25 protein-coding genes, 5 tRNA genes and 1 pseudogene are annotated in these 25,493 nt (G+C 51.6%); 22 read left to right on the top strand and 9 right to left on the bottom strand.

The window, feature by feature from the left end; translation table 11 throughout:
- Position 1 precedes the first annotated feature (1 nt).
- The 5 genes from rfbD (at position 2) to ABH899_RS27520 (ending at position 4,457) form a co-directional block, all read left to right on the top strand.
- Positions 2-853, top strand: a complete 852-nt coding sequence (gene rfbD / locus ABH899_RS27540) for a dTDP-4-dehydrorhamnose reductase (RefSeq protein ID WP_370002006.1) — start codon at positions 2-4, stop codon at positions 851-853.
- Entirely contained in the window at positions 843-1,784 is a 942-nt protein-coding gene (locus tag ABH899_RS27535) for a glycosyltransferase family 2 protein (protein ID WP_370002004.1), read from the top strand. The genes rfbD and ABH899_RS27535 overlap by 11 nt, the downstream gene beginning before the upstream one ends.
- Positions 1,785-1,881: 97 nt before the next feature.
- A complete protein-coding gene (locus ABH899_RS27530; protein WP_370002003.1) occupies positions 1,882-2,778 on the top strand; it encodes a glycosyltransferase family 2 protein in 897 nt (298 codons plus the stop codon).
- A gap of 72 nt (positions 2,779-2,850) precedes the next feature.
- Positions 2,851-4,266, top strand: coding sequence for an undecaprenyl-phosphate glucose phosphotransferase (locus tag ABH899_RS27525; protein ID WP_370002001.1), 1,416 nt, complete (start codon positions 2,851-2,853; stop codon positions 4,264-4,266).
- 62 nt (positions 4,267-4,328) lie between these two features.
- Positions 4,329-4,457 (top strand): hypothetical protein, encoded by a 129-nt coding sequence (locus ABH899_RS27520; RefSeq protein WP_009675220.1) that lies wholly within the window; start codon positions 4,329-4,331, stop codon positions 4,455-4,457.
- A 98-nt stretch (positions 4,458-4,555) separates the two neighbouring features.
- On the opposite strand, the pseudogene ABH899_RS27515 reads toward ABH899_RS27520, so the two are convergent.
- Together ABH899_RS27515 and ABH899_RS28625 are read right to left on the bottom strand one after the other, a co-directional pair.
- Positions 4,556-4,905 (bottom strand): annotated as a pseudogene (locus ABH899_RS27515) (SDR family oxidoreductase); the annotation flags it as partial.
- A 142-nt stretch (positions 4,906-5,047) separates the two neighbouring features.
- A complete protein-coding gene (locus ABH899_RS28625) occupies positions 5,048-5,230 on the bottom strand; it encodes a hypothetical protein (RefSeq protein ID WP_483312626.1) in 183 nt (60 codons plus the stop codon).
- A 558-nt stretch (positions 5,231-5,788) separates the two neighbouring features.
- On the opposite strand from ABH899_RS28625, the gene ABH899_RS27505 reads away from it, so the two are divergent.
- The 9 genes from ABH899_RS27505 (at position 5,789) to nagZ (ending at position 15,928) form a co-directional block, all read left to right on the top strand.
- Entirely contained in the window at positions 5,789-6,673 is an 885-nt protein-coding gene (locus tag ABH899_RS27505) for a hypothetical protein (protein WP_370001999.1), read from the top strand.
- The gene (locus ABH899_RS27500) at positions 6,670-7,446 is read left to right on the top strand and encodes a ParB N-terminal domain-containing protein (RefSeq protein ID WP_370001997.1); all 777 of its coding nucleotides are present in this window, start codon (positions 6,670-6,672) and stop codon (positions 7,444-7,446) included. The genes ABH899_RS27505 and ABH899_RS27500 overlap by 4 nt, the downstream gene beginning before the upstream one ends.
- Before the next feature lie 495 nt (positions 7,447-7,941).
- Complete coding sequence (locus ABH899_RS27495; protein ID WP_370001995.1) at positions 7,942-8,169, top strand: serine hydrolase; 228 nt, start codon at positions 7,942-7,944, stop codon at positions 8,167-8,169.
- A 253-nt stretch (positions 8,170-8,422) separates the two neighbouring features.
- Positions 8,423-9,829, top strand: a complete 1,407-nt coding sequence (locus ABH899_RS27490) for a DUF4367 domain-containing protein (RefSeq protein ID WP_370001993.1) — start codon at positions 8,423-8,425, stop codon at positions 9,827-9,829.
- A gap of 182 nt (positions 9,830-10,011) precedes the next feature.
- Complete coding sequence (alr, locus tag ABH899_RS27485) at positions 10,012-11,211, top strand: alanine racemase (RefSeq protein ID WP_370001992.1); 1,200 nt, start codon at positions 10,012-10,014, stop codon at positions 11,209-11,211.
- Positions 11,212-11,426: 215 nt separating this feature from the next.
- The gene (locus ABH899_RS27480) at positions 11,427-11,708 is read left to right on the top strand and encodes a CopG family ribbon-helix-helix protein (RefSeq protein ID WP_036740450.1); all 282 of its coding nucleotides are present in this window, start codon (positions 11,427-11,429) and stop codon (positions 11,706-11,708) included.
- A 4-nt stretch (positions 11,709-11,712) separates the two neighbouring features.
- Positions 11,713-12,063 carry a type II toxin-antitoxin system PemK/MazF family toxin gene (locus ABH899_RS27475; protein WP_009675190.1) on the top strand — a complete coding sequence of 117 codons (351 nt, stop codon included), beginning with the start codon at positions 11,713-11,715 and terminating at the stop codon, positions 12,061-12,063.
- A gap of 181 nt (positions 12,064-12,244) precedes the next feature.
- Positions 12,245-14,476 carry a Tex family protein gene (locus ABH899_RS27470; protein WP_256124149.1) on the top strand — a complete coding sequence of 744 codons (2,232 nt, stop codon included), beginning with the start codon at positions 12,245-12,247 and terminating at the stop codon, positions 14,474-14,476.
- A gap of 192 nt (positions 14,477-14,668) precedes the next feature.
- Positions 14,669-15,928, top strand: coding sequence for a beta-N-acetylhexosaminidase (gene nagZ / locus ABH899_RS27465; RefSeq protein WP_370001990.1), 1,260 nt, complete (start codon positions 14,669-14,671; stop codon positions 15,926-15,928).
- A 48-nt stretch (positions 15,929-15,976) separates the two neighbouring features.
- On the opposite strand, the gene cmpA is transcribed toward nagZ, so the two are convergent.
- Together cmpA and ABH899_RS27455 are read right to left on the bottom strand one after the other, a co-directional pair.
- A complete protein-coding gene (gene cmpA, locus ABH899_RS27460; RefSeq protein WP_085981306.1) occupies positions 15,977-16,123 on the bottom strand; it encodes a cortex morphogenetic protein CmpA in 147 nt (48 codons plus the stop codon).
- A gap of 96 nt (positions 16,124-16,219) precedes the next feature.
- Complete coding sequence (locus ABH899_RS27455) at positions 16,220-16,585, bottom strand: hypothetical protein (protein ID WP_009675188.1); 366 nt, start codon at positions 16,583-16,585, stop codon at positions 16,220-16,222.
- Between the two features lie 142 nt (positions 16,586-16,727).
- Between ABH899_RS27455 and ABH899_RS27450 the strand changes: the two genes are divergently transcribed.
- The 8 genes from ABH899_RS27450 to ABH899_RS27415 all read left to right on the top strand — a co-directional run bounded on the left by ABH899_RS27450 (position 16,728) and on the right by ABH899_RS27415 (position 20,448).
- Positions 16,728-17,201: a SprT family protein gene (locus ABH899_RS27450; protein WP_370001987.1), complete on the top strand. Its 474-nt coding sequence runs from the start codon at positions 16,728-16,730 to the stop codon at positions 17,199-17,201.
- A gap of 18 nt (positions 17,202-17,219) precedes the next feature.
- Positions 17,220-17,295: transfer RNA gene (locus tag ABH899_RS27445), tRNA-Asn, on the top strand.
- A gap of 5 nt (positions 17,296-17,300) precedes the next feature.
- Positions 17,301-17,391, top strand: a tRNA-Ser gene (locus ABH899_RS27440).
- A gap of 196 nt (positions 17,392-17,587) precedes the next feature.
- Positions 17,588-17,662, top strand: a tRNA-Glu gene (locus ABH899_RS27435).
- A gap of 3 nt (positions 17,663-17,665) precedes the next feature.
- A tRNA-Lys gene (locus tag ABH899_RS27430) sits at positions 17,666-17,738 on the top strand.
- A gap of 17 nt (positions 17,739-17,755) precedes the next feature.
- Positions 17,756-17,837: transfer RNA gene (locus ABH899_RS27425), tRNA-Leu, on the top strand.
- A 473-nt stretch (positions 17,838-18,310) separates the two neighbouring features.
- Complete coding sequence (locus ABH899_RS27420; protein ID WP_370001985.1) at positions 18,311-19,924, top strand: esterase/lipase family protein; 1,614 nt, start codon at positions 18,311-18,313, stop codon at positions 19,922-19,924.
- A 104-nt stretch (positions 19,925-20,028) separates the two neighbouring features.
- Positions 20,029-20,448: a pyridoxamine 5'-phosphate oxidase family protein gene (locus ABH899_RS27415; RefSeq protein WP_370001983.1), complete on the top strand. Its 420-nt coding sequence runs from the start codon at positions 20,029-20,031 to the stop codon at positions 20,446-20,448.
- A gap of 257 nt (positions 20,449-20,705) precedes the next feature.
- Here ABH899_RS27415 and ABH899_RS27410 read toward each other — a convergent pair whose 3' ends face one another.
- The 5 genes from ABH899_RS27410 to ABH899_RS27390 form a co-directional block, all read right to left on the bottom strand.
- Positions 20,706-21,335: an ABC transporter permease gene (locus ABH899_RS27410; protein ID WP_009675182.1), complete on the bottom strand. Its 630-nt coding sequence runs from the start codon at positions 21,333-21,335 to the stop codon at positions 20,706-20,708.
- Between the two features lie 32 nt (positions 21,336-21,367).
- Positions 21,368-22,267 carry a glycine betaine ABC transporter substrate-binding protein gene (locus ABH899_RS27405; protein WP_370001982.1) on the bottom strand — a complete coding sequence of 300 codons (900 nt, stop codon included), beginning with the start codon at positions 22,265-22,267 and terminating at the stop codon, positions 21,368-21,370.
- Positions 22,268-22,360: 93 nt separating this feature from the next.
- On the bottom strand, positions 22,361-23,029 hold the full coding sequence (locus ABH899_RS27400) for an ABC transporter permease (RefSeq protein WP_370001980.1): 669 nt from the start codon (positions 23,027-23,029) through the stop codon (positions 22,361-22,363).
- Positions 23,030-24,253 (bottom strand): ABC transporter ATP-binding protein, encoded by a 1,224-nt coding sequence (locus tag ABH899_RS27395; protein ID WP_009675165.1) that lies wholly within the window; start codon positions 24,251-24,253, stop codon positions 23,030-23,032.
- A 98-nt stretch (positions 24,254-24,351) separates the two neighbouring features.
- Positions 24,352-24,873 (bottom strand): DUF2179 domain-containing protein, encoded by a 522-nt coding sequence (locus ABH899_RS27390; RefSeq protein WP_009675179.1) that lies wholly within the window; start codon positions 24,871-24,873, stop codon positions 24,352-24,354.
- Positions 24,874-25,493 lie beyond the last annotated feature (620 nt).

Below are 25,493 nucleotides of genomic sequence, written 5' to 3'. Positions count from 1 at the left end.
TATGAAAATCTTAGTTACCGGAGCAAAAGGACAACTTGGAAGCGAAGTTTGCAGGCTGTTTGAAGCCGAGGGGCACGAAGTCTACGGATACGGACGTGAAAAGCTGGATTTTACGGATCAGACGGCGTGCGGGCGGATTATTCATGAAATCAAGCCGGACGTTCTGATTCATTGCGGCGCCTATACGGCCGTAGACAAGGCGGAAAGCGAGCCCGACGCGGCTTACCGCGTCAATGCAAGCGGAACGCGTAATTTGGCTGTGGAAGCGGAGAAACATAACGTGAAGTTTTGTTATGTCAGCACGGATTACGTATTCGACGGCAGAGGGAGTACGCCGTACAACGAATATGACAATACCAATCCCCAAAGTATTTACGGAAAGTCTAAGAGGGCCGGTGAAATTCTTACTCAGACGTTAAGCAGCCGGTATTTTATCGTGCGGACATCGTGGGTCTACGGCCGGGTCGGGCAGAATTTCGTAAAGACTATGCTGAAGTTGGGTGGAGAGAAAACTTCATTAAATGTAGTTCATGACCAAACGGGCTCCCCGACTTATGCGGCTGATTTGGCTTCCTTTCTTCTGGAACTTGTACAAACGGAGAAGTACGGAATTTACCATGCTTCCAACGCCGGAACGTGTACATGGTACGAATTTGCTAAAGAGATATTCGAGCAATCGGATTTGAAAGTGGCAATAAACCCCTGCACCACGGATGAATTTCCGCGTCCCGCGGAACGGCCGCCATTTTCCGTAATGGACCACATGGGCATTCGCTCCAACGGTTTTCAGGATTTAAGAGGCTGGAAGGAAGGGCTGAGAGACTTTCTTAAGGAATACCGGAATGGGGAATGAACGGGTCGTTGTGCTTTTATCTACATATAACGGAGCTAACTTTCTTGAAAGTCAGCTGAATTCGATATTAGCCCAGTCTCATTCCAATACGAGCATCCTTGTGAGAGATGACGGATCCAGCGATAAGACTTTGGCTATTTTAACGCAGTACGAAATGCAGTACGATTGTGTCCGATTAATGCCGCAAGAAGATAACAAAGGACCGAAATTAAGCTTCGGCCGGCTGCTTCAGGAAGGCCTCTTAGGGTCAAATGCGAATTATTTTATGTTCGCGGACCAGGACGATGTCTGGCTTCCAGACAAGATCGAAAAGACTTTGGCTAAAATGAAGCAGCTGGAAAAGACACATGAGCAGAGGCCCTTATTGATTCACACGGATTTAAAAGTAGTCAACGAGCAGCAGCGGGAGCTTAACCCGTCTTTCTGGAACTATCAAAAGCTGGATCCCGCTAAGGATTCGTTTCCGCGCCTGCTCATGCAGAATGTCATTACGGGCTGCACCATGATGATAAACCGCCGGTTGGCCGAGCTCAGCCTTCCCGTACATGCGGACGCGATTATGCATGATTGGTGGATCGGTTTGGCCGCCAGCGCGTTCGGCAGCATCGGCTATTTGCCGGAGCCGACGATTTTGTACCGGCAGCACGGTGAAAACAACGTAGGAGCTAAGCGGTTCGGGATGTCTTACATCAAGACTAAGCTTTTAGAACCGGTTTATCTGGAAAAGAATATACGTCAAGCGAGGGCTTTTGAAGAACAATTTTCGAAGAGGCTCCCGGAAGAAAAACGCGTGCTCTTGCAGAAATTTATCGAGCTGGAGAACAGCTCTTTTGTAAGGGGCCGGTTTTCCCTCCTTAAGAACGGGTTTTATAAAATAGGATTTGCACGGAATATGGGGTTATTTCTCAATTGGAAATCCAGGAGGCCTTGAATTACCAAAGGTCTTTTTTATTTGAGGCGGTTTTAGCCTATTCCCAATCTTGCATGGTATACTAGGAATATCTAGTAAAATTCGGATGGAGATTCAGATGGACTTAAGCATTATCATCGTCAATTACAATACCCGTCGGCTGACGCTCGATTGTCTGCATTCGGTATATGCTTCCGTTACGGGGTATACATACGAAGTACTTTTGATTGATAACAACTCCTCGGATGATTCCGTTTCTTTCATTCGAAGCGAGTTTCCGCAGGTAGATTTGATCGCGAATCAGGAAAACGTCGGTTTTTCCCGAGCGAACAATCAGGGCATAAGAATAGCGCAGGGCCAATATATTCTATTGTTGAACTCGGATACGATTGTGGAGCCGGATACGTTCCAAATCATGCTGGATTATATGAACCGACATCCTAAGGTCGGCGCAGCCGGCTGCAAGGTTGTACTGCCCGACGGTTCTCTCGATAAAGCGTGCAAACGCGGGTTTCCGACGCCGTCGGCGTCTTTTTATTATGCGTTCGGGTTTTCGAAGCTGTTTCCGGATCGTCCCAGGTTCAATCAATACCAGCTGGGGTATTTGGATCCCGACGAGGAATACGAAGTCGATTGCTTGGTCGGAGCTTTTATGATGGTCCGCAGGAAAACGATCGAGGAAGTCGGAATGCTCGACGAAGAGTTTTTCATGTATGGGGAAGACGTGGACTGGTGCTACCGGATCAAGGAAGCAGGCTGGCAAATTTATTATTACCCTCGCACCAAGATTATCCATTATAAAGGCGCCAGCAGCCGGCGCAAGCCGTATAAAATCATCTATGAATTTCACAGGGCCATGATCTTGTTTCATCGTAAACATTACAAGCGTAATTACTCGTTTGTGACGAATGCCGCCGTTTATATGGGAGTGGCGGTCAAGTTCGGGCTTGCGCTGCTGAAAAATAAGGCGCTGCCGGTGAAGAAGTCCCTGAACCAAACGGATGTCGGAGCGTAACGTATTGATCGTATTCATCATGCGGCAACGATTGCGTTGTCTCCTACCAACGATTTTTGAGGTGAATCTTCCATGCTTCGCAGAAATCAACAATTTCTAACCCAGGTCTATGCGATTTTTGATTTCGCTGTGATTCAGACCGCCTTCCTGATCGCCTGGTGGGTTAAATTCGAGAGCGGTTGGCTGGATGCCAACCAGCCGATTCCCATCTCCGTATATGCCGTTTGGAGTGCGGTTTACGGTGCGGTCGCCGTAGCGGTCGGCTTTTTCGTCGGGCTGTACGGGCCAAACCGCAAGAAGCGGTTTGCCGATGCGCTGATCAAAATCGTGCAGACGCATCTGATCAGCTTGTTCATCCAGCTCAGCTTGCTCTTCTTCTTCAAAGAAGTGCATATTTCGCGTGAATTTCTGGCGATGTATATCGTGCTGGATATTGTGCTCATCACCGTATACCGCTACGTTTTGAAAGAAAGCCTCAAGCGTCTTCGCGAGAAAGGCTACAACAAACAGTTTGTGCTCATTCTGGGAGCGGGTACGCTGGGCAGGCGCTTTCACGATAAGCTGCTGCAGCACCCGGAGCTGGGCTATGAAATTATCGGGTTTCTCGATGATCATGGAGAGCATCCGGAGCACAAGGAGCTTCCTGCGGCTCCCTACAAGCCGGTCATCGGCAGTCTGGACGATCTGGACGAAATTCTCCAGGACAAATTGATCGATGAAGTCATTATCGCGCTGCCGCTGGACGTCCATCACAAATTCCCGCGTATTATCGCGGCTTGCGAGAAGGCGGGCGTGCGGACGCTGATCATTCCCGACTTCTTCGATTATTTGCCGGCGCGGCCGTTTTTCGATAATTTCGCGGGCATGCCGCTCATCAATGTGCGCGATATTCCGCTCGATATGATCAGCAACCGCGTGATCAAACGGGCTTTCGACCTCGCGTTTTCGCTCACGGCTATCCTGATCACCCTACCGGTGATGATCGTGATTGCCTCGGCAATCAAACTGACGTCGCCCGGCCCGGTGATTTTCAAGCAGGAGCGGGTAGGGTTAAACCGGCGAAAATTTTATATGTACAAATTCCGCTCGATGCGCCAGGAGACGGCGAACACGTCCGACACCGGCTGGACGACGGCCGACGATCCCCGCAAAACGAAGCTGGGCGCCTTTCTCCGCAAAACGAGCCTCGATGAGCTGCCTCAGTTTTTCAATGTGCTTTTCGGGCATATGAGTGTAGTCGGACCGCGTCCGGAACGGCCGTTTTTCGTGGAGCAGTTTAAAGAAGAGATTCCGAAATATATGGTGAAGCATCATATTCGTCCGGGGATTACAGGCTGGGCGCAGAGCAACGGTCTCCGTGGGGACACCTCGATTTCGGACCGGATTCAGCACGATATTTTCTATATCGAAAATTGGTCGTTCCTCTTCGACATCAAGATTATCTGGAAAACGATCGTAAACGGCTTTACGAACAAAAATGCTTATTAAGTATATTCCGCCCGAATCTTCCCGATACTAGGATCATATCTTGGTAACGGGGAGGTTTTTTTATGATCGATCATGAAGACGCTTACCGGGACGATCAAATGCCAATGGGGCGGGGGCTGATCATCGGAGTGTTGATGGGAGCCGTCATGTGGGCGGTCATTATCGGCGGGTTTCTTTACCTGGTGAACTAATGAGGGGAAAAATAATAGAAAAGCCGCCGAGCCGGTCTTCCCGGTTTCGGCGGCTTTCAATTTGGGCGGTTTACCCTAGGGCATCTGGAAAATCCTTCTTATCTCGCCGTCCAGCCGCCGTCAATGATCAGCTCCGTGCCGGTACGAACGAAGACTCGTCCGAAGCCAGATAAAGGACTCCGTACGCGATGTCCTCGAGCTTGCCCAGGCGGGGCAGCGGAGTACCCGCTTCGAACATGTGTCCCGCGCCCTGATCGAGGGCTTCCAGGATCATCGGCGTCACGATAATGCCCGGGTGAACGGAGTTCACGCGGATTTTATCCGGGGCCAGCTCGACAGCCGATGCTTTCGATAAGGAGCGGAGGGCTCCTTTGGCCGCGGTATAGCCGTTGGTGAAATTAAGGACGACAATACCCGCGATGGAGGAGATGTTGACGATGGAACCTCCGCAGACGATAAAAGGTGGTCAGGATGAAAAGAAATCACTTGAACCGACTGTTAGATGAAAAAGTACTATTATCCACAAGTCGAGAAGGCTTTGATGGAACGGTGTTTGTGTCCGTAACCGGTGACATTTTGTTTCACGAGGCCTAAGATTGGGCCAATCGTGAACTGAAGACGGCGAGCAGGCCGGACACAGTGTACCGGATCGGTTCCGTTACGAAGCCTCTGACGGCATCGGCCGTTATGTAGCTTGCGGCAAAAGGAGCACTCCGTACCGGCGATCCTGTGTTGGAATACGTGCCCAGATTTCCGTCGGGGAGCCGGATCACGCTGCAGCACCTTTTTGATGCACACTTCCGGAATTCCGAATCTTACGGAGCAGACCGCGTTCGGAGAATAGGTCAAAATCCGCCGGAGCGTGGACGAGCTTATCGGGTTGCGGGGAAAGCCGCTCGAATTCGAACTGCGTTCCCAGTTCAAACACTCTAATTCCGGCTAATGTCCTGCTTGGGAAAGTGATCGGAGGGGCAAGCGGACACAGTTACTTCTCCTATATGGGTCTTGTGGGCATGTCCATGACAGGTCTCGATAATAATAGAAATTTGCTCAAAAACGCACCGGTAATATTGATGGCACGAAAATAAGATGAAGCAGGTTCGCTTATTATTATATTTTGGTATACAAAATATATCGATTAGATAATGAAGAAGAGGGGCAATCCCTAAGTCAATATTTACGACTTATGGGACAGCCTCTTTGTTTTTTCTATGGTGTGTCAATAAAGCGGAACCAAACGGTTCTTTTTGTTAACTTATCGCGGCTCTTCATTTTTTGTTTTACATATTTCTTGTTTTAATATAATATATAAATCAGGAGGTCGTGCATATATGATAGGCGAAAAACAATGTAAAACGTGTAAGGAGGTCAAACCAACCACCGCGTTTTACTCGAAAGAAAATAATTGTAAACAATGTTTGAGATCAAAAAGTAAAGAAAATCTCTTAAAACGTGCTTTAAAACCAAAGGAGTTCGTCGTTGAAAAACAGTGCATTCGTTGTAATAGAATAAAACTTAGAGAGGAGTTCCTTACGGACAAATATACAAAAGATGGATTGCGAAACTCATGCCATGATTGCGAGAAATTGTTACAGCTTGAGTACGACTTGGCCGTTAAAGCAAAGCGCGAAGCAAACCCTGACTTGTACCAAGTAGCCGAAAAGAAGTGCTCTTGCTGTAAGGAATTAAAACAAAGAAGCGAGTTCAGCAAACACAGCTACTCATTAGATGGCTTACAAACCTACTGCAAACTTTGTAGGCAAGAGCTTGGCAAGAAGCGAAGAGAAAAGATTAAGGAACAAGTCTTAGAAAGAGTAATTATAGAGAAGCGATGCAAAAAATGTAGAGAAATTAAAAAAGCAAATGAGTTCACAAAGAGTCTCAGTTCTAAGGATGGATTTTCAAATACCTGCAAAATGTGTATGTCCATTCAATATCGTAATCGGAAGCGCGAAAAGCAGATCAAAGAGCGAATAGCGGCAATCGGCTATGTTGAAATCGAGAAAGTTATCCCGAAAGACATTGATTTGAATCAGACCAAGACCTGCACCAAGTGCAACATGGAGAAACCACTTCGTGAGTTCAACTATAGTTATACTGTGAAAAAATTCCGTCCCGAGTGCAAACAATGCGGTAAAGAAAAAAGGCATAATTATAGAGTGAATAACGAGATCAAGCGGTTACAACGCTTAAAACAAAGGAGAGATTCTGAATGATGGAGCAAGCAGTAAAAAGCCAAGATAAATACACCGAAGTATTCATAACGAAAGACTATGATAGGTTTAATACCATCGATGGAAACAGAATCATCAACGAACTGCATGTAAAGCGTCTTATCGAGTCGATGCAACAGAAACAATTGATCACACCAATCATCGTGAATGAGAAACATGAAATTATAGATGGTCAGCACCGTTTTAAAGCACAATCAAGTTTGGGGCTATCGGTGTACTACATTATATGTGAGGGATACGGACTATCTGAAGTTCACCGTCTAAATGAAAAGAGCAATAATTGGAAGGCGAATGACTTCCTAAACGGTTACGCGACCTACGCTGAGAAAGAGGAGAAATTCTTTGACTACGTTTTACTGAAGGATTTTATTGAGGGTAATGCGATTACACCGATTTTAGGTATTTTTTTAACAAGAGGAGAATTAAACGAGCAGGACGCGATGACAACGTTCAAAAATGGTCACTATAAGGCGAAGAATATCGAAGCAGCGCAAGTGTTTATGGACCAACTTGAAGATTTCTCGCCGTACTTCCATGAAACATATAAGTCAACAAAGTTCATTAAAGCGTTCCTGTTATTTTCAAGCAGCACGAAGTACAATCATGATAATATGATAAAGAAGCTTGAATATATGAGTGGCTATCTACAACCACGTAATCAAATTAGTCAATATTTGGACATACTGAGTGATATATATAACACAAGGCTCTCAGAGAAAAGTCGTATTCACTTCAAAGGTGAGAAAGAACTTTAATAGAATCGAGGGACATAATGACAAAATCAAAGACGACGAGCAGTTTCAGATTCGATATCGATTTTATTGACTTGCTGAATACATGGTCATTTGTAAGTAAGAGAGAGAAGGGCGCTCTCCTGCAGGACGCATTCCGAGAGTACACTAAGATGAAGCAGAACTCGGACGTTGCCGAAAAAGTGAATATGATTTTGGAAAGTTTGAAAGAGGATTGAGTCATGGATGCGGCGCTTTCTTTCTTCATATCCAAAAGACCAGAAGAAGAGAATTAAAACAAAAATCATATAAGATTAATAAAAGTTAGATGAAGTCATCTCAGTTGATTGTCCAGTAACTCGTGGTAGGCGTAAGTATTGACAATGCTTACACTTTGCATCCGGAATGCTATGCAACGCTTCCCATACAGGCGGATTGTACTCGACGGCAGCCGATCTGTACCGATGGGACAAGGCGCTGCGCTAAACCCGCCTCCTGCCGGAGGACATCCAGTCCGACATGTACCAACTGCACAATCCGACCGGGTACGGGTACGGCTGGTTCAATCAGACGGAGCCGGACGGGACCGTGTATCATCACGGCGGAATTAACGGATTCACTTCTTCGTTCGTCCGCGACTTAAAGCGGGGGATTACGGTTATCGTGCTCAGCAATACGGCCTCTATGACTCCTTCCGTCCTGTCCGGTGAGCTTCACAAGCTTGCCGTCCGGGCCGAAGCTTCCTAGTAGTCGGATTAGAATATGCTCAGCCTGACACACATGGCGGTCGCAGCCGGGTAACAAAAGGAGGTCTTCTTAACAGAAGGCCTCCTTTTCCGCATGCAAACTTCCCGCCGTTCCGGTGCAGGATCCTCCCTCCAAAAAAACCAAGGCCGGCCAAGGACAGGATCACGGCTTGTCAAACTAGTCCGCATAATCGGCCAAGTCCCTTCATAGACATGTATCAGTACATTTTACTTAAGGATGAGGGGATGATGACATGCGTCGGGTCACATGGATACTCGCCATCGTGATGAGTGCAGCATTGCTTCTGGCCGGTTGTGGAAAAAAGGATGCAGGATCGGTAGTAAAAGATTTGGATCATGTGATCGGCAAGCTCGAAAGTTATCAGGGCACGGGACGCATGGTTCTTCAAACCGGGCAGGAACCGCAGGAATACCAGGTGGAAGTGTGGTACCAGCAGCCGCATTATTACCGCATTTCCTTGACCAATGAGAAAAAAGACATCACGCAGGTTGTGCTGCGAAACGATGACGGGGTTTTTGTTTTGACGCCTCATCTGCATAAAAGCTTCCGGTTCCAGAGCGACTGGCCGGAGAATCAGGGTCAGGTCTACCTGTTCCAGTCCTTGGCTCAAAGCATTCTGCTGGACACGGAGCGTCAGTTTACGAAAGAGGGCAATTCGTTCGTCTTCGACGTGGCGGCGAATTATGCCAACAGCGGACAGATGGCGAGACAGAAGATATGGCTGGATCAAAAAAGCCTCGCGCCGCAGAAGGTCGAAGTTTCCGACAGCAGCTCGAACGTACTCGTCAAGCTTGATTTCACGCAGTTCGAGTTTGGCAAAAAGCTGGAAAAGGACAGCTTCGACATGCAGCGCAACATGACCAGCTGGGATCTGAAATCGCTGGATAAGGACGCGCCTGTCTCCGGCGCGGTAACCCAGCCGGCCGCGGGCGCAGCATCCCCGGACGGCAAATCGGCCGCAGCCGGGACAGCGCCGAACGCGGCAGGCGCCGCCGGCAAGGACGCGGCTGCCGGCGCTCCAGCGAGCGGCGCAAGCGCCACCGCCACTGCCGACGGCGGCAAAGCCCCCTCCGCGTCGCTGGGCAAAGCCGCGGACGGCTCCGCGAAGGCTCCGGCAGCGGCGGCGGGCTCCGGCGGCGCGGCGGCTGACGCCGGCAAGACGCCCGCTGCGCCAGGCGCTCCCGCGGGCGGCGCAGCCTCCGCCGACGGCACCGGCGCCAAGCAGCCAGCACCCGCAGCGGCGGGCACTGCCGCGACCGGTGCGGCCGGCGCGGACAAAACCGCCGCGGCCAACAGCAGCGCGGGCTTCGGCCTCATCGAGCCGTCCTACATGCCCAAGGGTGTCGCGCAGCAGGACATCCGGGATGTGAAGCTCGGCGAGAACACGGGCATCATGGTCCGCTACCAGGGGACCTACAACTACACGCTGCTCGAGGTAGCGCCGCAGACGCAGACCGTATCCGTGCTGCCCGGCGATATCGTCGACCTGGGCTACACGCTCGGCGTGGTCACCGGCGACGAGAAGAAGACGCTGACGTGGACGTACGACGGCATCGAATTCCGGCTGGCGACCGCCGACCTGCCGCACGACGAGCTTGTCAAAATCGCCCAGTCCGTTGCCGAAGAAGCGGGCAAATAACCCGCAAAGCCCCATGGATTGGGGAATTTTGCCCGGAACAATGCATTGACTTCATCCAGCGGAGCCTTTAACATGGGTGTATCGGAGGACGGCGGAAGTGCCGGCCAATTAGGGAAGGGAGACCCTGTTTATTCGGGATCTCCCTTGTCCCGTGTACAGTCTTGAAGAAGGTGAACTTTGACGTGGATGCTTTTTACCGTCCGACTTACGTGGAAATTTCATTGGATGCGCTCCGCAGCAACCTGGAGACTTTCAGGCGCGTGCTGCCGGGAAGCGTACACATGATGGCGGTTCTGAAAGCCGATGCCTACGGCCACGGCGCCGTAGAGGTTTCGAAAGTGGCAATGGAATGCGGCGCGACCTATCTGGCCGTAGCTTTTCTCGACGAAGCGATGGAGCTTAGGAACGCCGGCATCACGGCGCCTATCCTGGTTCTGGGCTATACGCCGCCGGAAGGGATCGGACTTGCGCTGGAACACGACATTACGCTGACCGTTTATACGGAAGAACTGCTTGAAGCGGCTTCCGGGTACGCGCAGCGTGACGCCGCAGCGGGCGGGAACAAACCGCTGCTTAACATTCATATTAAAATCGACAGCGGCATGGGACGGATCGGCCTGCACGACGAGGACGAAGCGGTCGCGTTTATCGCGAGAGCGCTGCAGACTCGGGGAATCCGGGTCGAGGGGCTGTTTACCCACTATGCCAATGCGGATGAAAGCGACAAAGCTTATACGTACGAACAGCACGCGAAATTCGCCGGGATCGTCCGGAAGGCCGGTGAGCTGCCGGGAGCCCGTTTTCCTTTTGTTCACGCCGGCAACAGCGCGACTGCCATTGATCTGCCCGAACTTACTTACAACATGGTGCGTCTGGGCATTGCAATGTACGGCCTGTATCCTTCCGAAGAGGTAAACAAAGAGCAGATCAGGCTGAAACCCGTACTGAGCCTCAAAACGGGGATCGTCCATCTGAAGACTCTTCCGTCCGGATCGGGCGTCAGCTACGGCACCATTTATCACACGCAAGGCGATGAACGGATCGCCACACTGCCGATCGGCTATGCCGACGGCTTCTCGCGTCTGCTGACGGGGAAAGCGGAAGGACTGGTCCGCGGCAGAAGAGCTCCGGTCGTTGGCCGGATCTGTATGGATCAATGTATGCTGAGTACGAGCGATATTCCGGAAGCGGCATTCGGTGACGAGGTCGTCCTGCTCGGCGAGCAGGGCGGAGAACGCATAACCGCGGAGGAAATCGCCTCTAAGCTGGGCACGATTAATTATGAAGTAACCTGCATGATCTCTCACCGGGTTCCCCGCGTTTACGTAAGCGGCGGCCGCAGAGTGAAGGCGGTCAACTCCCTGTTCAGACATCTTTTTTAACGGATCGACAGGACTTAATCAAAATTCCACAATTTTTCCCGAAGGAAAAACAGGATTTCAGGGTATGCCCTCGAATAGATTACAAGGGAGCTTGACGATGCGTATGGCATAAATGATATACCACACGCATATATACTGAAGTAGTATAAATTTACTACTGCATCGACATAATGGTAGTAAAGTGTTTTCGGATGTTTCTTGGGGGTGCGAAATCGGTGAATAATGCTCATAACACGAAGAGGATCATGATCAGTTTGCCAGACAACCTATTACAGGAGGTCGACGGCATTGTGGAGAAGGAGAACTCCAACCGAAGCGAGTTTATTCGCCAGGCCATGAAGCTGTACTTGCTTGAACGCAAAAAACGCAGCCTTCGCGAATCCATGCAGAAAGGCTACATGGAGATGGCTAAAATCAACCTAACGATAGCGGACGAAGCTTTTCAAGCGGAGGAAGAGGCGGACAATACGCTGGTACGCTTAGTAAGCGGGGTGTAATAATTTGATTGTAAAACGTGGCGATGTGTACTTCGCAGATCTTTCACCGGTTGTCGGTTCCGAACAGGGCGGCGTCCGTCCGGTGCTGATTATCCAGAACGACATCGGCAATCGCTTCAGCCCGACGGTCATCGTCGCCGCAATTACGGCGCAGATTCAGAAAGCGAAGCTACCGACGCACGTGGAAATCGATGCGGAAACGCACGGTTTTGACCGGGACTCCGTCATTTTGCTGGAACAGATCCGTACGATCGACAAACAGCGGCTGACCGACAAAATTACGCATCTGGATGAAGAATCAATGCGCAAGGTGGACGAAGCGCTGCAGGTCAGCGTGGGACTGATTGATTTTTAGCGATGAAATGAGGAGCGAGGGGCCCTAACAGCCCTCGTTTTTTCGTTTCTTTTACAAAGGTCGGCACGGAAACGAGGTCCAGGCACGCGAATGCGGCGGAGATCGAGATGTTTTCGGGGGAAGGATCGGGTCGAGCACAATCTGCCCGGAAGAAAGCTACAAAACGCATGGGGGAATAACGATGGCAAACACGGATGTCCAGCACGCAGACAAGCAGCAAGCACCTAAGAGCTACGAACGGACCGAGGAAAAAACGGCGGCTACGGCTGCCCGGATCGTCAAACAAATCGCCGGCGAGCTTCAGCTCAAGGCTTCGCAGGTTCAAACGACCGTAAATCTCCTGGATGAAGGCAACACCATCCCGTTTATCGCGCGGTACCGGAAGGAAATGACGGGAGAACTCGACGAGAATTTCCTGCGGGATATCGAGGAGCGGCTGAATTACCTTCGCAACCTGGAAGACCGCAAGCTGGAAGTGCTGCGTCTTATCGACGAGCAGGACAAGCTCACCGGCGAGCTCCAGGCTTCCATTGAAAAAGCGGTAAAGCTCCAGGAGCTGGAGGATTTGTACCGTCCATACCGTCAGAAACGCAAAACACGCGCGAGCGTCGCGAAGGAAAAAGGGCTGGAGCCGCTGGCGAAATTTATACTAAAACAGCTTCAGAAAGGTTCTCTTCAGGAAGAAGCCGAGAAGTATGTCCGTGAAGACAAAGGCGTCGCCACCGCTGAAGAAGCTCTTCAAGGCGCGCGGGATATCGTCGCCGAGCAGCTCGCGGACGATGCGAAAATCCGGGCTTGGGTCCGCAAATTTACGCACGACAACGGGATTCTGCGTACGGAAGCGAAGAAGCAGGAAGAAGAGTCCGTTTACGAGATGTACTACAGCTACCAGGAACCGCTGAAAAAAATGCCGCCGCACCGCACGCTGGCGATTAACCGCGGTGAGCGCGAGGACGTGCTGAAAGTGGCGCTCGACGTTCCCGTTGAGCGGATCCACGAATTCATCGGCCGCCAGGTCATCCAGGGGCCGTCCGTGACGCGCGACGCGCTGCAATCGGCTGTGGAAGACGCCTACAAGCGTCTGATCGCGCCATCCATCGAGCGGGAAGTCCGCGGAGAGCTGACGGAACGGGCGGAGACGCACGCGATCCAGATTTTCGCCGGCAATCTGCGGAATCTGCTTCTCCAGGCGCCCGTTAAGGGCCAAACCGTGCTCGGCGTCGACCCGGCTTACCGGACCGGCTGCAAGCTGGCTGTCGTGGATGAGACGGGCAAGATGCTGGAGGTCATGGTGACGTACCCGACGCCGCCGAACAACAAAGTCGCGGAAGCGAAGGCCGCTTTCAAGCGCCTGATCGACACGTACGATGTCAGCCTCATCGTTATCGGCAACGGTACCGCTTCGCGCGAAACCGAGCAGTTCGTGGCGGATCTGATCGCCGAACTTAAAGCGCGCAAGCTCCAGTACCTCATCGTGAACGAGGCCGGGGCAAGCGTGTACTCCGCATCGAAGCTTGCTCAGACGGAGTTCCCGGATCTCGACGTGGCGGAGCGCAGCGCCATCTCGATTGCGCGCCGCCTGCAGGACCCGCTCGCGGAGCTTGTCAAAATCGAGCCGAAAGCGATCGGCGTCGGCCAATACCAGCACGACGTCTCGCAGAAGCATCTCGACGAGAGCCTCAAAGCGGTTGTCGAATCCGCCGTTAACCATGTCGGTGTCGACGTGAACACGGCATCGCCGTCCCTGCTTTCTTACGTCTCCGGAATCAACAGCACGATCGCGAAGAATATCGTGAAGTTCCGCGAGGAGAACGGGAAGTTCGGCAGCCGCAAAGAGCTGCAGAAGGTTCCCCGCCTCGGCGCGAAGACGTTCGAGCAGTGCATCGGCTTCCTCCGGGTACCCGGAAGCGGCAACCCGCTCGACAACACGCCGATCCACCCCGAGACATACGACGTGGTGGACAAGCTGCTGGCCGAGCTGAGAGTCGAGCTTGCCGGGATCGGCTCCCAGCAGCTCAAGGAACTGCTTCAGCGCCAGGAGCCCGAAGAGCTTGCGCCCAAGCTCGGCATTGGCGTTCCTACGCTGCGTGACATCCTGGACAGCCTGCAGCGTCCGGGCCGCGACCCCCGCGAGGAACTCGGGACGCCGATCTTCCGGACTGACGTCCTGCAGATCGAAGATCTGAAGCCGGGCATGGAGCTTCAGGGTACCGTGCGCAACGTGATCGATTTCGGCGCTTTTGTCGATATCGGCATCAAAAGCGACGGTCTCGTCCATATTTCCCAGCTCAGCGACAAGTTCGTGAAACATCCGATGGATGTGGTATCCGTCGGTGACAACGTAACGGTCTGGGTATTGAACGTAGATGTGAAGAAGGGCCGTGTCGGCCTGACGATGAAACAGCCGCAATAAACGGAACCGACCCTAAAGAACCTCAAGATCCCAAAGAGCTTGAGGTTTTCTTTTTTACCTGAATTTTGCATCTTAGTGCCGTCCTGACATCTCGATCAGGCAGGGCAGGAATAACTCTTACCCGAATGGGCAAAAACAGAAAAGATAGCTGCCGCTGGAATCCGGCAGACGATCAGAGCGGAGGGAAGGTCCATGCTTCACACATGGTTACGCAAGGGAGGGACGCTGGCGCTTGCCGTACTGCTGTTCATTTCGGCCGGCTGCAGCACATCGGGACCGCAAGCAGGTCCGGGCAATAGTCAAAGCGGCGGCAAGGAGTCGCAGTCGAGTCCGACCCCTACGGTGGAGGACCCGCTGAAGGATCAGATTGCGAGGATGACGCTGGACCAGAAAATCGGGCAGATGGTCATCAGCGGAGTCGACGGATTGGAGATGGACGAGCACGCGCGGCAGTTGATAGATACCTATAAGGTCGGAGGCTTCATTTTATTCAAGCCGAACGTAAAAAGCGCCGGGCAGGCGTCAGCCCTCCTGAATTCGCTGAAAGAAGAGAATGCCCGTACGGGCAGCAAAATACCGCTTATGCTGAGTGTGGACGAGGAAGGCGGACGCGTCAGCCGCATGCCGGACGAGTATATGAACGTGCCCGCGAGTCAGGTGATCGGCAGTACGAAGAACCTGCGTTTCGCTGCGGAGATCGGGGATATTCTGGCCCGGGAAGTGGCCTCCCTGGGATTTAACACGAATTTCGCTCCGGTGCTCGACATCAACAGCAACCCGAAGAATCCGGTCATTGGGGACCGTTCTTTCGGGTCGACGCCCGAGCTTGTAGGCAATCTCGGCGTCGAGATGATGAAAGCCATCGCCGCGCAGAAGGTGATTCCCGTCGTGAAACATTTCCCGGGACATGGCGATACCGCGGTAGATTCCCATATCGGGCTGCCTGTCGTGGAGCACGATGCGAGCCGTCTGCGTTCTTTCGAGCTCGTCCCTTTCGTCAAAGCCTTCCAAAGCGGGGCGGATGCGGTCATGGTTGCGCATATTCTGCTTCCGAAGCTGGATTCCACCTATCCGGCTTCCTTATCCCCGGAGGTCATTACCGATTTGCTGCGCAAAGAGCTGAATTTCGGCGGTGTCGTGTTCACGGACGATCTGACGATGGGCGCCATCGTCAAAAGCTACGGAATCGGAGAGGCGGCCGTTCAAGCGGTGAAAGCGGGCACGGACGTAGCCCTCGTCTGTCATGAATTCGACAACACGGTCCGTGTCGTAAAAGCGCTGAAGCAGGCCGCCGAAACCGGCGTTCTCTCGGAGCGGAGAATCGACGAGAGCGTTTACCGGATCCTGAAGCTGAAATACAAGTACACGTTAGCCGATCACCCGGCTCCGCAGCCGGATGTCGGCAAAATCAACGAGCAGATCGGCCGGGTCCTGGACGCCCGTCTACCTTAACGGCCCGGAGCCGTCACAAAAAAAGCAGGTAATTCCGCCTACGCGGAGCTACCTGCTTTTTTCAAAGGATCCCGACAGCTCGTCGGGTGATCTCCGTGTCCGGTAAAAAAACCAACTGTCGTTAAGTAAACGAATCTGCCGAGGGTTTTTGTTCTGAAACGCTCGCATCAGCTGGTTGCAGAGCCATTGCGGCATAACGCCATCCCCTTCCTGACTGACTACTTACAGCATATGGGGAAGAGGCGCCCGGCGTGCAGGTCCTGCAACTTTTTTTATCGGAAAAGCGGAGATTTACTGCTGATCTTCCTCGTACTCTTCGTACCACTGCTCCAGTTGGGCCTGCAGCGCCCGGATTTCGGTGAGCAGCGATACGATCGGGTAGGCGGATTCCTGAATGGAAGCAAAGGATGCTTCCAGCTTATTGATATAGTGGAGACCTCCTGTTACCGTAAAAGCGGTACCCACCGGTTCCAGGTTGTCGCATTCGGCGATAACGACCGGCAGTTCAGGCACATTGTGTGCGGTCAACTTCTCGATTTCTTTGTGCAGCCGGCCGTTTAGGGCTGTAAGCTGGTACATGTGCGTAGCGGGCATTTCGACAAATTCGAGCTGGTCTTTCAGTTTCAATACGGCATATTTCATAACGCTGGTCGGCATAGCGGCGGTGCTCCTCTCGCGCATCACATTCTCGTTTTCTACTTGACAGTATAGCCCTTCATTAGGTACAAATTCAAGAGAGACTTATCCGCGGGAGCATACGGGAAATCCCGTGCCGAAGCGGGGAAAGGGGTCGCTTGCTATGGACGACGGGCAGCTTCAGGAGTGGGTGGAGCAGATTTCTTTGCAGGCGTTCGGATGGCCGTTTCGTCACCGTGCGCGGTTTAACCGCAGGCTTCGTGCCACGGGCGGTCGGTATTTTACGAAGTCCCACGATATCGAGATCAGTTGGCACCAATGGGAGACTTACGGCAGGGACGATGTCGAAAAAATCATTAAGCACGAGCTGTGCCACTATCATCTTCATTTGCAGAGAAGAGGCTATCAGCACCGGGATGCCGACTTTAAAATTCTGCTCAAGCAAGTGGGCGGGACGCGATTTTGCCGGGCTTTGCCTCAGCGCAAGGAACCGGCGCCTTACAAGTACAAGCTCCAGTGCGTGGCCTGCGGCACCGAATATTACCGGAAAAGAAAGATGGATGTGCGCAAATACTCGTGCGGAAAATGCCGGGGAAAGCTGAATCTTTACACGCTTGACTTTCCCAAACGTTCATGATAAATTAATTATTGTCTTTCCCTGATAGCTCAGTTGGTAGAGCACTCGACTGTTAATCGAGTTGTCACAGGTTCGAGTCCTGTTCGGGGAGCCATATCTGGAGAGATACCCAAGTGGCTCAAGGGGACCCTCTGCTAAGGGGTTAGACTGCGTAAGTGGTGCGAGGGTTCGAATCCCTCTCTCTCCGCCATTAAGTAATGTGAAGAAAGTCGCTTAGATACAGCGGCTTTTTTGCTTTTTAAGGGCCTTTGCGCAAGCGGCACGGGTGCCGGGCCAAACGATTTTGTGCCAGAAAATTCATTGCAAATTAGGCTTGTCATTTTGAAAAGGTTAAGCTATAATAACACTTGTCGTCAAAAACGACATCATGTTCTAAGAGTTGACATGGCCCGTTGGTCAAGGGGTTAAGACACCTCCCTTTCACGGAGGTAACAGGGGTTCGAATCCCCTACGGGTCACCATGAGAGCCATTAGCTCAGTTGGTAGAGCACCTGACTTTTAATCAGGGTGTCGAAGGTTCGAGTCCTTCATGGCTCACATTCTTTACCTCACATGCGGTCGTGGTGGAACGGCAGACACGCTATCTTGAGGGGGTAGTGCCCAATGGGCGTGAGGGTTCAAATCCCTCCGACCGCATACCTCATTAAATAAGAGACCTTGCTGAATACAGCGGGGTCTCTTATTTTTTTTAGAAATATTTCCCGAGAAATATCGAACCGTGAGACGGGTGTCTATTTGTGCCGGATGATTCATCGACAAAGGATCAAATACATCATGCGGATGTCGAAAGGCAGGAAGCTTCGGAAATAAAGACAGATATACCGCCAGCCGGACGCAGTAAGGAGCCGATGTCGATGAACAGTTCCTTTTTAAAAAGGAGAGGAAGCGCGAAGCTACCAGCGCGGAGCTCGGCGTCACATGTCGGTGGTCCGAAAACTTAGATTTGTGTTGGCGGACGGTCAAATAGGTGGGTTAGAATCACTTTAGTCCGAAAATAGTTCCGGTTTTTTATTTTATTTTCTTAAAATTAACATCTAGCTAATGCTGAATTGTAATTTCTTCCATATAATGGTGGAGTAAGCTATTATCCATTCAGAGGAGGGAATTAAATGATTCAAAAAGTTCGTGCCCGTATGATCCCCTTGTTAGGTCTTTCCGCCGTTCTTGCGTGTTCTTCGGTGGTCCAAGCCGCTCAGCCTCCGGCTCCGGCTCTGCATGACGATAACCCGTCCGGTAATTTCGGGGACTGGTACACGGGAGCGGTGCCGCCGCAGGCTTCCAATGGCAAGCCCGTGATTCTTTTCGTTCAGGGTCTTCACTCGAATTATAACACCTGGCTCAAAACGGACGGATACTACGAGGCGGCTTATAAGGCCGGGTACCGCACGGCTTTCGTACAACTGAAAGATGCGGACGGTACGGGCGGGGACATGTGGACCAACGGTCCGAAGCTGGCCGAGGTCATCAAGAAGGTCGCCAACTATTATGGTGTCTCCCAAATTAACATCATCGCTCACTCCAAGGGCGGAATCGACACGCAAGCCGCTCTCCTGCATTACGGCGCCGCGCCGTACGTGAACGTCGTTCATCAGCTTTCTACGCCGAATAAGGGCTCCGAGCTGGCTGACATGGCTTACAGCGACTGGACAAGCTGGCTGGCCGACATTCTCGGCAAGAAAGATGATGCGGTCTATTCGCTGCAAACTTCCTACATGGCCAATTTTCGGACACAGACAGACAGCAAACCCGGAGTCTCCGCTACTAAGACCTACATGTCCGGCGGAGAAGGCGATGACGGCTGGTTCACTGCCTACTGGTTCGCTCATGCCGTCCTTCCGGGTGAGGATGACGGTGCGGTCAGCGTAGCTTCCGCGCTCGGATTGCCATATGGCATTAAAAGCTTTACAAAAAACATCTCCCACAGCGCGATGACGACGGCTTCCCAGACTTGGAGTCTGGTTCAACCTAAACTGGCACTCGGCAAAACGACGATTGCAGCGGCGGCGCTTCAAGAAGAGAACCTCTCCGCCGCTCCCCAAGCAGCTCCTGCGGTTTCCGAGAATTCTTCTTTCATTATGAAAGGGGGCAGTCTCGCCAAAGGATCCGCAAAAGAGGTGTTCCCGCTTGAAAGCGGTCTCGGCGCGATCTCACTGGATGTGTTGACGGCTAAAGAAACGACGCAAGTCACATTGACAAGCCCATCCGGCAAAAAGATCCCGCTTAACCCGGCCAAAAGTGCGGAGAAAGACGATGCCGTTCTGTTCTCGGATGCCGTTCATCATACGCTGACGCTCGAGAACCCGGAGAAGGGGAACTGGACCCTGGAGCTGTCGGGAGAAGGGGACGCATACTTTATGCTGGCCCGTCCGGAAGGCCGTGTAAAAGGACAAATCAAGAACGCCCGCAAACAATACAAACAAGGTGAGAATGCGCAAATTGCCGTTTCGTTCGACGGAGCGGGCAAGCTGGAAGACACTCAAGCGAAGAAGGCGAAGCTGACCCGTTCCGGAGGCAAAGGCAAAGTGAAGAGCCTCCAGCAAGCGGGAGAAGTTAATCTGCAAACCGCGAAGAACGAAGTTCTTTTGGACTTCAAAGCACCGACGGAGCCTGGGGTCTATAATATCTCATTCGACATCAACGGGGTGAATGAGCGGCAGGAACCTTTTACACGTTCCGTGAACTACAACTTCGCCGTGACCGATGAGGCGGGAAAAGTCCAATAGGAACGCTTGTCCAAAGCGGCTCTCCTTCGTTTGGAGCTTCATCATTTCGGGTAATCTAAAAATAGAAAGAGAAATGTGTTTACTCGAAAGGAGCTGGAGAGAGCATGTCGAATCCGTCTTTGGAACAGCAGATCGTAAGCGTTCTGGATAAAAACGAGTTCTGCTCGTTCGGTACTGTTGAGAATGGGAAACCGCGTGTACGCTACATGGCTTTATTTCACGATGAGCTGACGATTTATCTGGCGACAAACCGTAAAACCGATAAGGTGGAAGAGCTGCGGGACAACCCCCATGTACATATTCTTGTGGGCTTTGACGGCAAAACTTCTTCCGATATCCTTCAAATCGCAGCGACAGGCAGCGTGAGTACGGATGAAAGCTTGCGCGAAAAAGTATGGCGCGACGACTTCAAAGAATGGTTTGACGGTCCGCACGATCCGGAATATGTTATTCTGAAGATTGTCCCCGGCCGTATCGAGTACTACAGCGGTAAATCCGAGCCGCAGGTATGGCAGGCGAAATAACAACCGCGAAGCCGAAAGAAGCCCGAATGGGCTCTTTCGGCTTTTTTGTTTTCAGCGCAGAATCTTCTCGTTCGTTACGTGAATATGAACCGCTGTTCAAACGCGGCGCGCATTGTGAGTACGACGATAGGCGGTTGCTGCTCCCCCAAAGCGGGGGGGCGGTACAGCCGATTCACGGGCGCTCACCACGCCCTTCCCGACAAATAAAAAGAACGCGGAGGCTGCACAGGCAGTCTTTCGCGTTCTTTTTATTTACACTATCGGCTGATGTGCATACGCTTCTGCACTTGGCCGAGGACAAAATCCGTCAGCAGCGCGAGAAGCGCCGCCGGGATAGCTCCCGCATACAAACGGGCGGAGTTGTCCATGTTGATGCCGGAATAAATCTCCCGGCCCAGGCCCCCGCCCCCGATCAGCGGAGCAATGGTAGCCACGCCGATGGCGATGACCGCGGCCACCCGGACGCCTGTCGCGATGAAGGGCAGCGACAGCGGAAGCTGTACCTTCCACATCAGCTGAAGCTGGCTCATGCCGACTCCCCGTCCGGCTTCCGTAATCGCCGGATTTACCTGGGTGAGCCCGACAAAGGTGTTGCGGATGATCGGCATCAGGGAATAGAGGAAGAGGCCGATAACCACAGTCTTGAAGCCGAGCCCGAACACGATCATCAGCAGCACGAGCAGCGCCAGACTCGGAAACACCTGAATGATGTTCGCGGCCGTAAGAATGACGGAACCGAGGCGGCGGTAACGCGCGGCCAGAATGCCCAGCGGCACCCCGACGATAAGCGCCATGAGAATGGCAAGGAGGACCATTACGATATGATCGTAAGTCAGTCCCAGCAAATCCAGCCAGTTTTCACTAACGTATTGAAAGAAAAGCTCCATATTCATGTCCCCTTAGAAGGCCTGCAGGACCTTTATTTCAGCAGTCCGATTTGTTTTAAATAGTCTTCCGCAACTTTTTTCTCATTGCGTTTTTTCACGTCAACTTCATAGTTCAAATCAATCATGGTTTTGGCATCGATTTTCCCGATAAGCAGTCCGATGATATCGTTCAGCTCCGGATGAGCGGCCAGCAGCTCTTTTTTCACAACCGGTGAGGCGTCGTAAGGAGGGAAGAACTGTTTGTCGTCCTCCAGTGTGACCAGATTGTATTCTTTTAACCGGGCGTCCGTTGAGTAAGCCAATACGATATCCACTTTTTTGCTGGCTACGGCGCTGTAAACGAGCGCGACCTCCATAGGAAGCGTATCTCCGAATTGAAGCCCGTAATGTTTGGCGAACGCCTTGTATCCGTCGCTTTCTCTTTCCAGCCAGGTCGTATCTACCCCGAGTTTGATGGAGCCGGCGTCCGGAATAATGTCCGAGATCTTCTTCCAGCCCTTCTCGTCCGCCAATTCTTTGCGCACCGTAAAGGCATACGTATTTTCAAATCCGTAAGGATTAAACCATTTAAAGTTAAAATGTTTATCGAAACCGGCCTGCGCTTCGGCAAGTATTTCTTCCCGGTTTCTTTTCTTGTCCTCGATCGGGAAATGCTTATTGAGCAGTTCGCCGGAATAAAGGGTGGACATCTGGATGTCGCCCTTCTTCATGGCATCGATGATTACTCCGCTTGACGCAAGGTCCGGGAGTACATCCACCTTCAGGTCGGTGCGGTCTTCGATCAGCAGCTTGTACATTTGAGCCAAAATTTTCGGCTCCGAATAAGTCTGCGTCCCGATCAGAATGGTATCTCCCCGTCCGCAGCCGCTTGCTGACACAACAACCGCAGCGAGAAGGCTTGCTGCCAGTAAGCGTCTTCTCACACGTTTCATTCGAAATCCCCTTTAGACGACCTTCACAGCGCGGCCGTTTTTTTATAGTGATAAGCTTTTATTCAGCTCGTTTAATGATAGTCTTCAAAAAAGTTAAGCCGCTTTAGCGCTTGATGTTTTGGTGCGCGAGGTGAGCCATTTTTCCAAAGCTCCCAGCACGAAATCGGCGATCAGAGCCAAGATGACGGCCAGAATGGCGCCTGTGAAAATAAGCTCCTTCTTGTTCACGCCCATCCCCGCTACAATCAACTGGCCCAGGCCGCCGGCTCCGATAAGCGTCGCCAGTGTAGCCCAACTGATAATATAGACCGTTGTCACGCGGACGCCGGACATGATGTAAGGAAGAGCCAGCGGAAGCTGGATGCGCACTAACCGCTGAATGGAGCTGTAGCCCATGCCTCTTGCGGCCTCGATCAGATGCGGATTGACCGCCTGGAAACCCGTGAACGTATTCCGCATGATAGGCATCAGCGAATACAGGAACAGGGCGATGATGGCCGGCTTCATACCGACCCCGATCAGCGGGATCAGGATAGCCAGCAGCGCGAGGCTGGGAATGGTCTGGAGCAGATTCGATAAAGCGAAAACAAGCGAATTGATCCATTTAATCCGGTTCCCGGCCAAATAGACGCCTATAGGGATGGCGACAATACAGCCGAAAAGGATAGACAGGAACGAAATGATCAGATGCTCCCGGAAAGCGATCAAGATATCAGGCAACCGATCGCTAAGAAATTGACCGTAGCTGTTCAGGAAGTCCATTTAAGCACCTCCGCTGCCGCCGACCGGTACTTGCGTCCCATCTTCCGCTGAAGCTTGGAGCGACGCTTCGGCCGTTTCGGCAAATTCGTCAGACTCGGCAGGTGTATATACATCCGCGATATGACGGACTACACTCCCTTTGGTAACGAGCCCGGCGAACGTGTTGTTTTCGCGGACGACCGGAATATAAGGAAGGTTATGCTCGTTCATAAGCTGGATTGCCACGGATAAGGAAGTGCCTGTCTCGACTGTATGATGAAAAGGTTTGGCGATATCGGCGAGTGTGATATTTTCCTGCCTATACTTGTCGAGCACCTGGAAGATGGACGTCGTACCGATCAGACGGTTCTGCCTGTCTACGATCAAGAGGGAATCGACCCGGTTTTTCTCCATGATTTTAATGGCTTCGGCAAGACCGCGTGTAGGATAGGCTGTGATCGGATGTTCGGCCATAACCTCATCGACGGTAGGGATTTCCTCGAATCCGGTATCCGCCTGCAGCCTCTTTTTACCGACGAAAGACTTTACAAACTCATTGGCCGGATAACGGAGGATATGCTCCGGACTGCCGTGCTGAACGATTTCGCCGTCCTTCATAAGCACGACGTTGTCCGCGATTTTCACGGCCTCGTCCATGTCGTGGGTAACGAAAATAATCGTCTTCTTCAGATCCTGTTGAAGCCGTACCAGCTCATCCTGCAGCTGTTCCCGGGAGATGGGGTCGAGCGCGCTGAAAGGCTCATCCATCAAAATGATATCGGGTTCCGCGGCCAGAGCGCGGATAACGCCGATACGCTGCTGCTGTCCTCCGCTAAGCTCGGATGGATAGCGGTTGCGGAACGTGTCCGGGTCAAGGGATACCAAGCGAAGCAGTTCATCGACCCGTGTATCTATGCGCTGCTGGTCCCATTTCAGAAGCTTTGGAACAACCGCTACATTTTTGGCGATCGTCATGTGGGGGAATAGGCCGATATTTTGTATTACATAGCCGATGTTGCGTCTCAGCTCGACCGGATCCATTTGGGAAATATCTTTCCCTTTAATGGTAACCTTCCCTTCGGAGGGATTGATCAAGCGGTTGATCAGTTTCATCGTGGTGGATTTACCGCATCCGCTTGGTCCGATCAGGACATGGAGCTGGCCTTCGGCGAACTCTAAATTAAGATTTTTTAGTGCGACGAATCCATCGTCGTATCTTTTGATAACACCTTCCAGACGAATCATTCTATGCAGCACCCCTTTTTTTCTCTAAGTAAAAGCGTGGAATTTACTTATGTAACCTTTTATATAAACAGGAGAAGACAAAATGAATCACCAACCGGTCAAGGGTTCAGTCTCCTCGTCCAGAAACCCCCGCGGAAAAAACGCGGTTCATAAGAGATTACAAAAGCTTTCGGAGCAAGTTCATGAAGAGTGCTCAAAAGCTTTTTTTCCAGCGAACGCTTGGCGAGCACCTGCATGACCAGACGGGGACCGTCGCGTCCTTCCGCCACCCAGTGAGTGACTCCGTAACCTTTGTTCCGCAGGGTATCCGGCAGAGTCGTTTCCGTATAATCGACGACAATCTGCAGAGTGGTGTATCCGAGCGCAAGCCAGCCTTCAATGCGGATCCCCAGCCAGACGCCAGCCCCCCAGCCTACGCAGTAAGCGATAATATTGACAGGATCGTCGATGTTCTTGAGCACAATATTAAGACCCATTAAATAAATGAAGATTTCCACCGTACTTATACTTGCGGCGAGCAGCCTTCTTGCCTTCATCACCAAAATCATGCGGATCGTGGAGAGAGAGACATAAGCGATATTGATGACGATAATGGTAAGAATGGTTTGGGCGCTTATCATGCTGATGCTCCTTTCGATGTGAGTTTGGCGCTTTCAACTTATAAAAAGGTATTACCCACAATCGCCGCAGCCGAACAGGAACAGGAGAGAGAAGGAAGAGTGAGCGCTGCAACCCGTCAAATATAAGCCCGGTATTAACACCTCGGAAGCTGGCTGACGGCGTCTTCATCTTAGCTTTGCGTTACGTTTAAGATTGCTGAATGAAGACCAAACTATACAGGGTTGCATATAAAGGAAGTTAATTGTTCATACATGTAAAAATATACCTGTTGAATGTTTCTTTGCAGGCGTGGTATATTGTTCTTCCGGCCGCTGAGAGGCAGTCGGAAATGATTAAAAAAGATGTTGCAAGCTAACAACTAATGTGATATATTATAACTCGGCCGCAAGAAACGCGGTTGAACGTGAGAGTCATGTTAGATAACTTGCTACAGAATGTTAAAAATAACACTTGCATTGCTAAGATGAATGTGTTAGAATGAAATTCCGGTCGCGAGAACGACTGGTACAAATGAGTAACATAAACGAGATTGTCCTTTGAAAACTGAACAACGAGTGATTGAAGCGTCTCAAGCAATTGAGACATTAATGAGAAGAAATTCTCGTCAGCAACGAATTTT

The sequence above is a fragment of the Paenibacillus sp. RC84 genome, assembly GCF_041260495.1.
Taxonomy (GTDB): Bacteria; Bacillota; Bacilli; order Paenibacillales; family NBRC-103111; genus Paenibacillus_F.
This window is presented reverse-complemented; position numbering and strand designations above follow the sequence as displayed.

Coding starts and splice junctions, on each gene's coding strand:
- ABH899_RS27400 (WP_370001980.1), bottom strand. CDS start 23,029: ATGGACTTCCTGAACAGCTACGGTCAATTTCTTAGCGATCGGTTGCCT.
- ABH899_RS27530 (WP_370002003.1), top strand. CDS start 1,882: ATGGACTTAAGCATTATCATCGTCAATTACAATACCCGTCGGCTGACG.
- ABH899_RS27495 (WP_370001995.1), top strand. CDS start 7,942: ATGTACCAACTGCACAATCCGACCGGGTACGGGTACGGCTGGTTCAAT.
- nagZ (WP_370001990.1), top strand. CDS start 14,669: ATGCTTCACACATGGTTACGCAAGGGAGGGACGCTGGCGCTTGCCGTA.
- cmpA (WP_085981306.1), bottom strand. CDS start 16,123: ATGCCGCAATGGCTCTGCAACCAGCTGATGCGAGCGTTTCAGAACAAA.
- ABH899_RS27490 (WP_370001993.1), top strand. CDS start 8,423: ATGCGTCGGGTCACATGGATACTCGCCATCGTGATGAGTGCAGCATTG.
- ABH899_RS27395 (WP_009675165.1), bottom strand. CDS start 24,253: ATGATTCGTCTGGAAGGTGTTATCAAAAGATACGACGATGGATTCGTC.
- ABH899_RS27415 (WP_370001983.1), top strand. CDS start 20,029: ATGTCGAATCCGTCTTTGGAACAGCAGATCGTAAGCGTTCTGGATAAA.
- ABH899_RS27470 (WP_256124149.1), top strand. CDS start 12,245: ATGGCAAACACGGATGTCCAGCACGCAGACAAGCAGCAAGCACCTAAG.
- ABH899_RS27535 (WP_370002004.1), top strand. CDS start 843: ATGGGGAATGAACGGGTCGTTGTGCTTTTATCTACATATAACGGAGCT.
- ABH899_RS27390 (WP_009675179.1), bottom strand. CDS start 24,873: ATGATAAGCGCCCAAACCATTCTTACCATTATCGTCATCAATATCGCT.
- ABH899_RS27500 (WP_370001997.1), top strand. CDS start 6,670: ATGATGGAGCAAGCAGTAAAAAGCCAAGATAAATACACCGAAGTATTC.
- ABH899_RS27405 (WP_370001982.1), bottom strand. CDS start 22,267: ATGAAACGTGTGAGAAGACGCTTACTGGCAGCAAGCCTTCTCGCTGCG.
- ABH899_RS27520 (WP_009675220.1), top strand. CDS start 4,329: ATGATCGATCATGAAGACGCTTACCGGGACGATCAAATGCCAATGGGG.
- ABH899_RS27450 (WP_370001987.1), top strand. CDS start 16,728: ATGGACGACGGGCAGCTTCAGGAGTGGGTGGAGCAGATTTCTTTGCAG.
- ABH899_RS27525 (WP_370002001.1), top strand. CDS start 2,851: ATGCTTCGCAGAAATCAACAATTTCTAACCCAGGTCTATGCGATTTTT.
- rfbD (WP_370002006.1), top strand. CDS start 2: ATGAAAATCTTAGTTACCGGAGCAAAAGGACAACTTGGAAGCGAAGTT.
- ABH899_RS27505 (WP_370001999.1), top strand. CDS start 5,789: ATGATAGGCGAAAAACAATGTAAAACGTGTAAGGAGGTCAAACCAACC.
- ABH899_RS27455 (WP_009675188.1), bottom strand. CDS start 16,585: ATGCCGACCAGCGTTATGAAATATGCCGTATTGAAACTGAAAGACCAG.
- ABH899_RS27420 (WP_370001985.1), top strand. CDS start 18,311: ATGATTCAAAAAGTTCGTGCCCGTATGATCCCCTTGTTAGGTCTTTCC.
- ABH899_RS27410 (WP_009675182.1), bottom strand. CDS start 21,335: ATGGAGCTTTTCTTTCAATACGTTAGTGAAAACTGGCTGGATTTGCTG.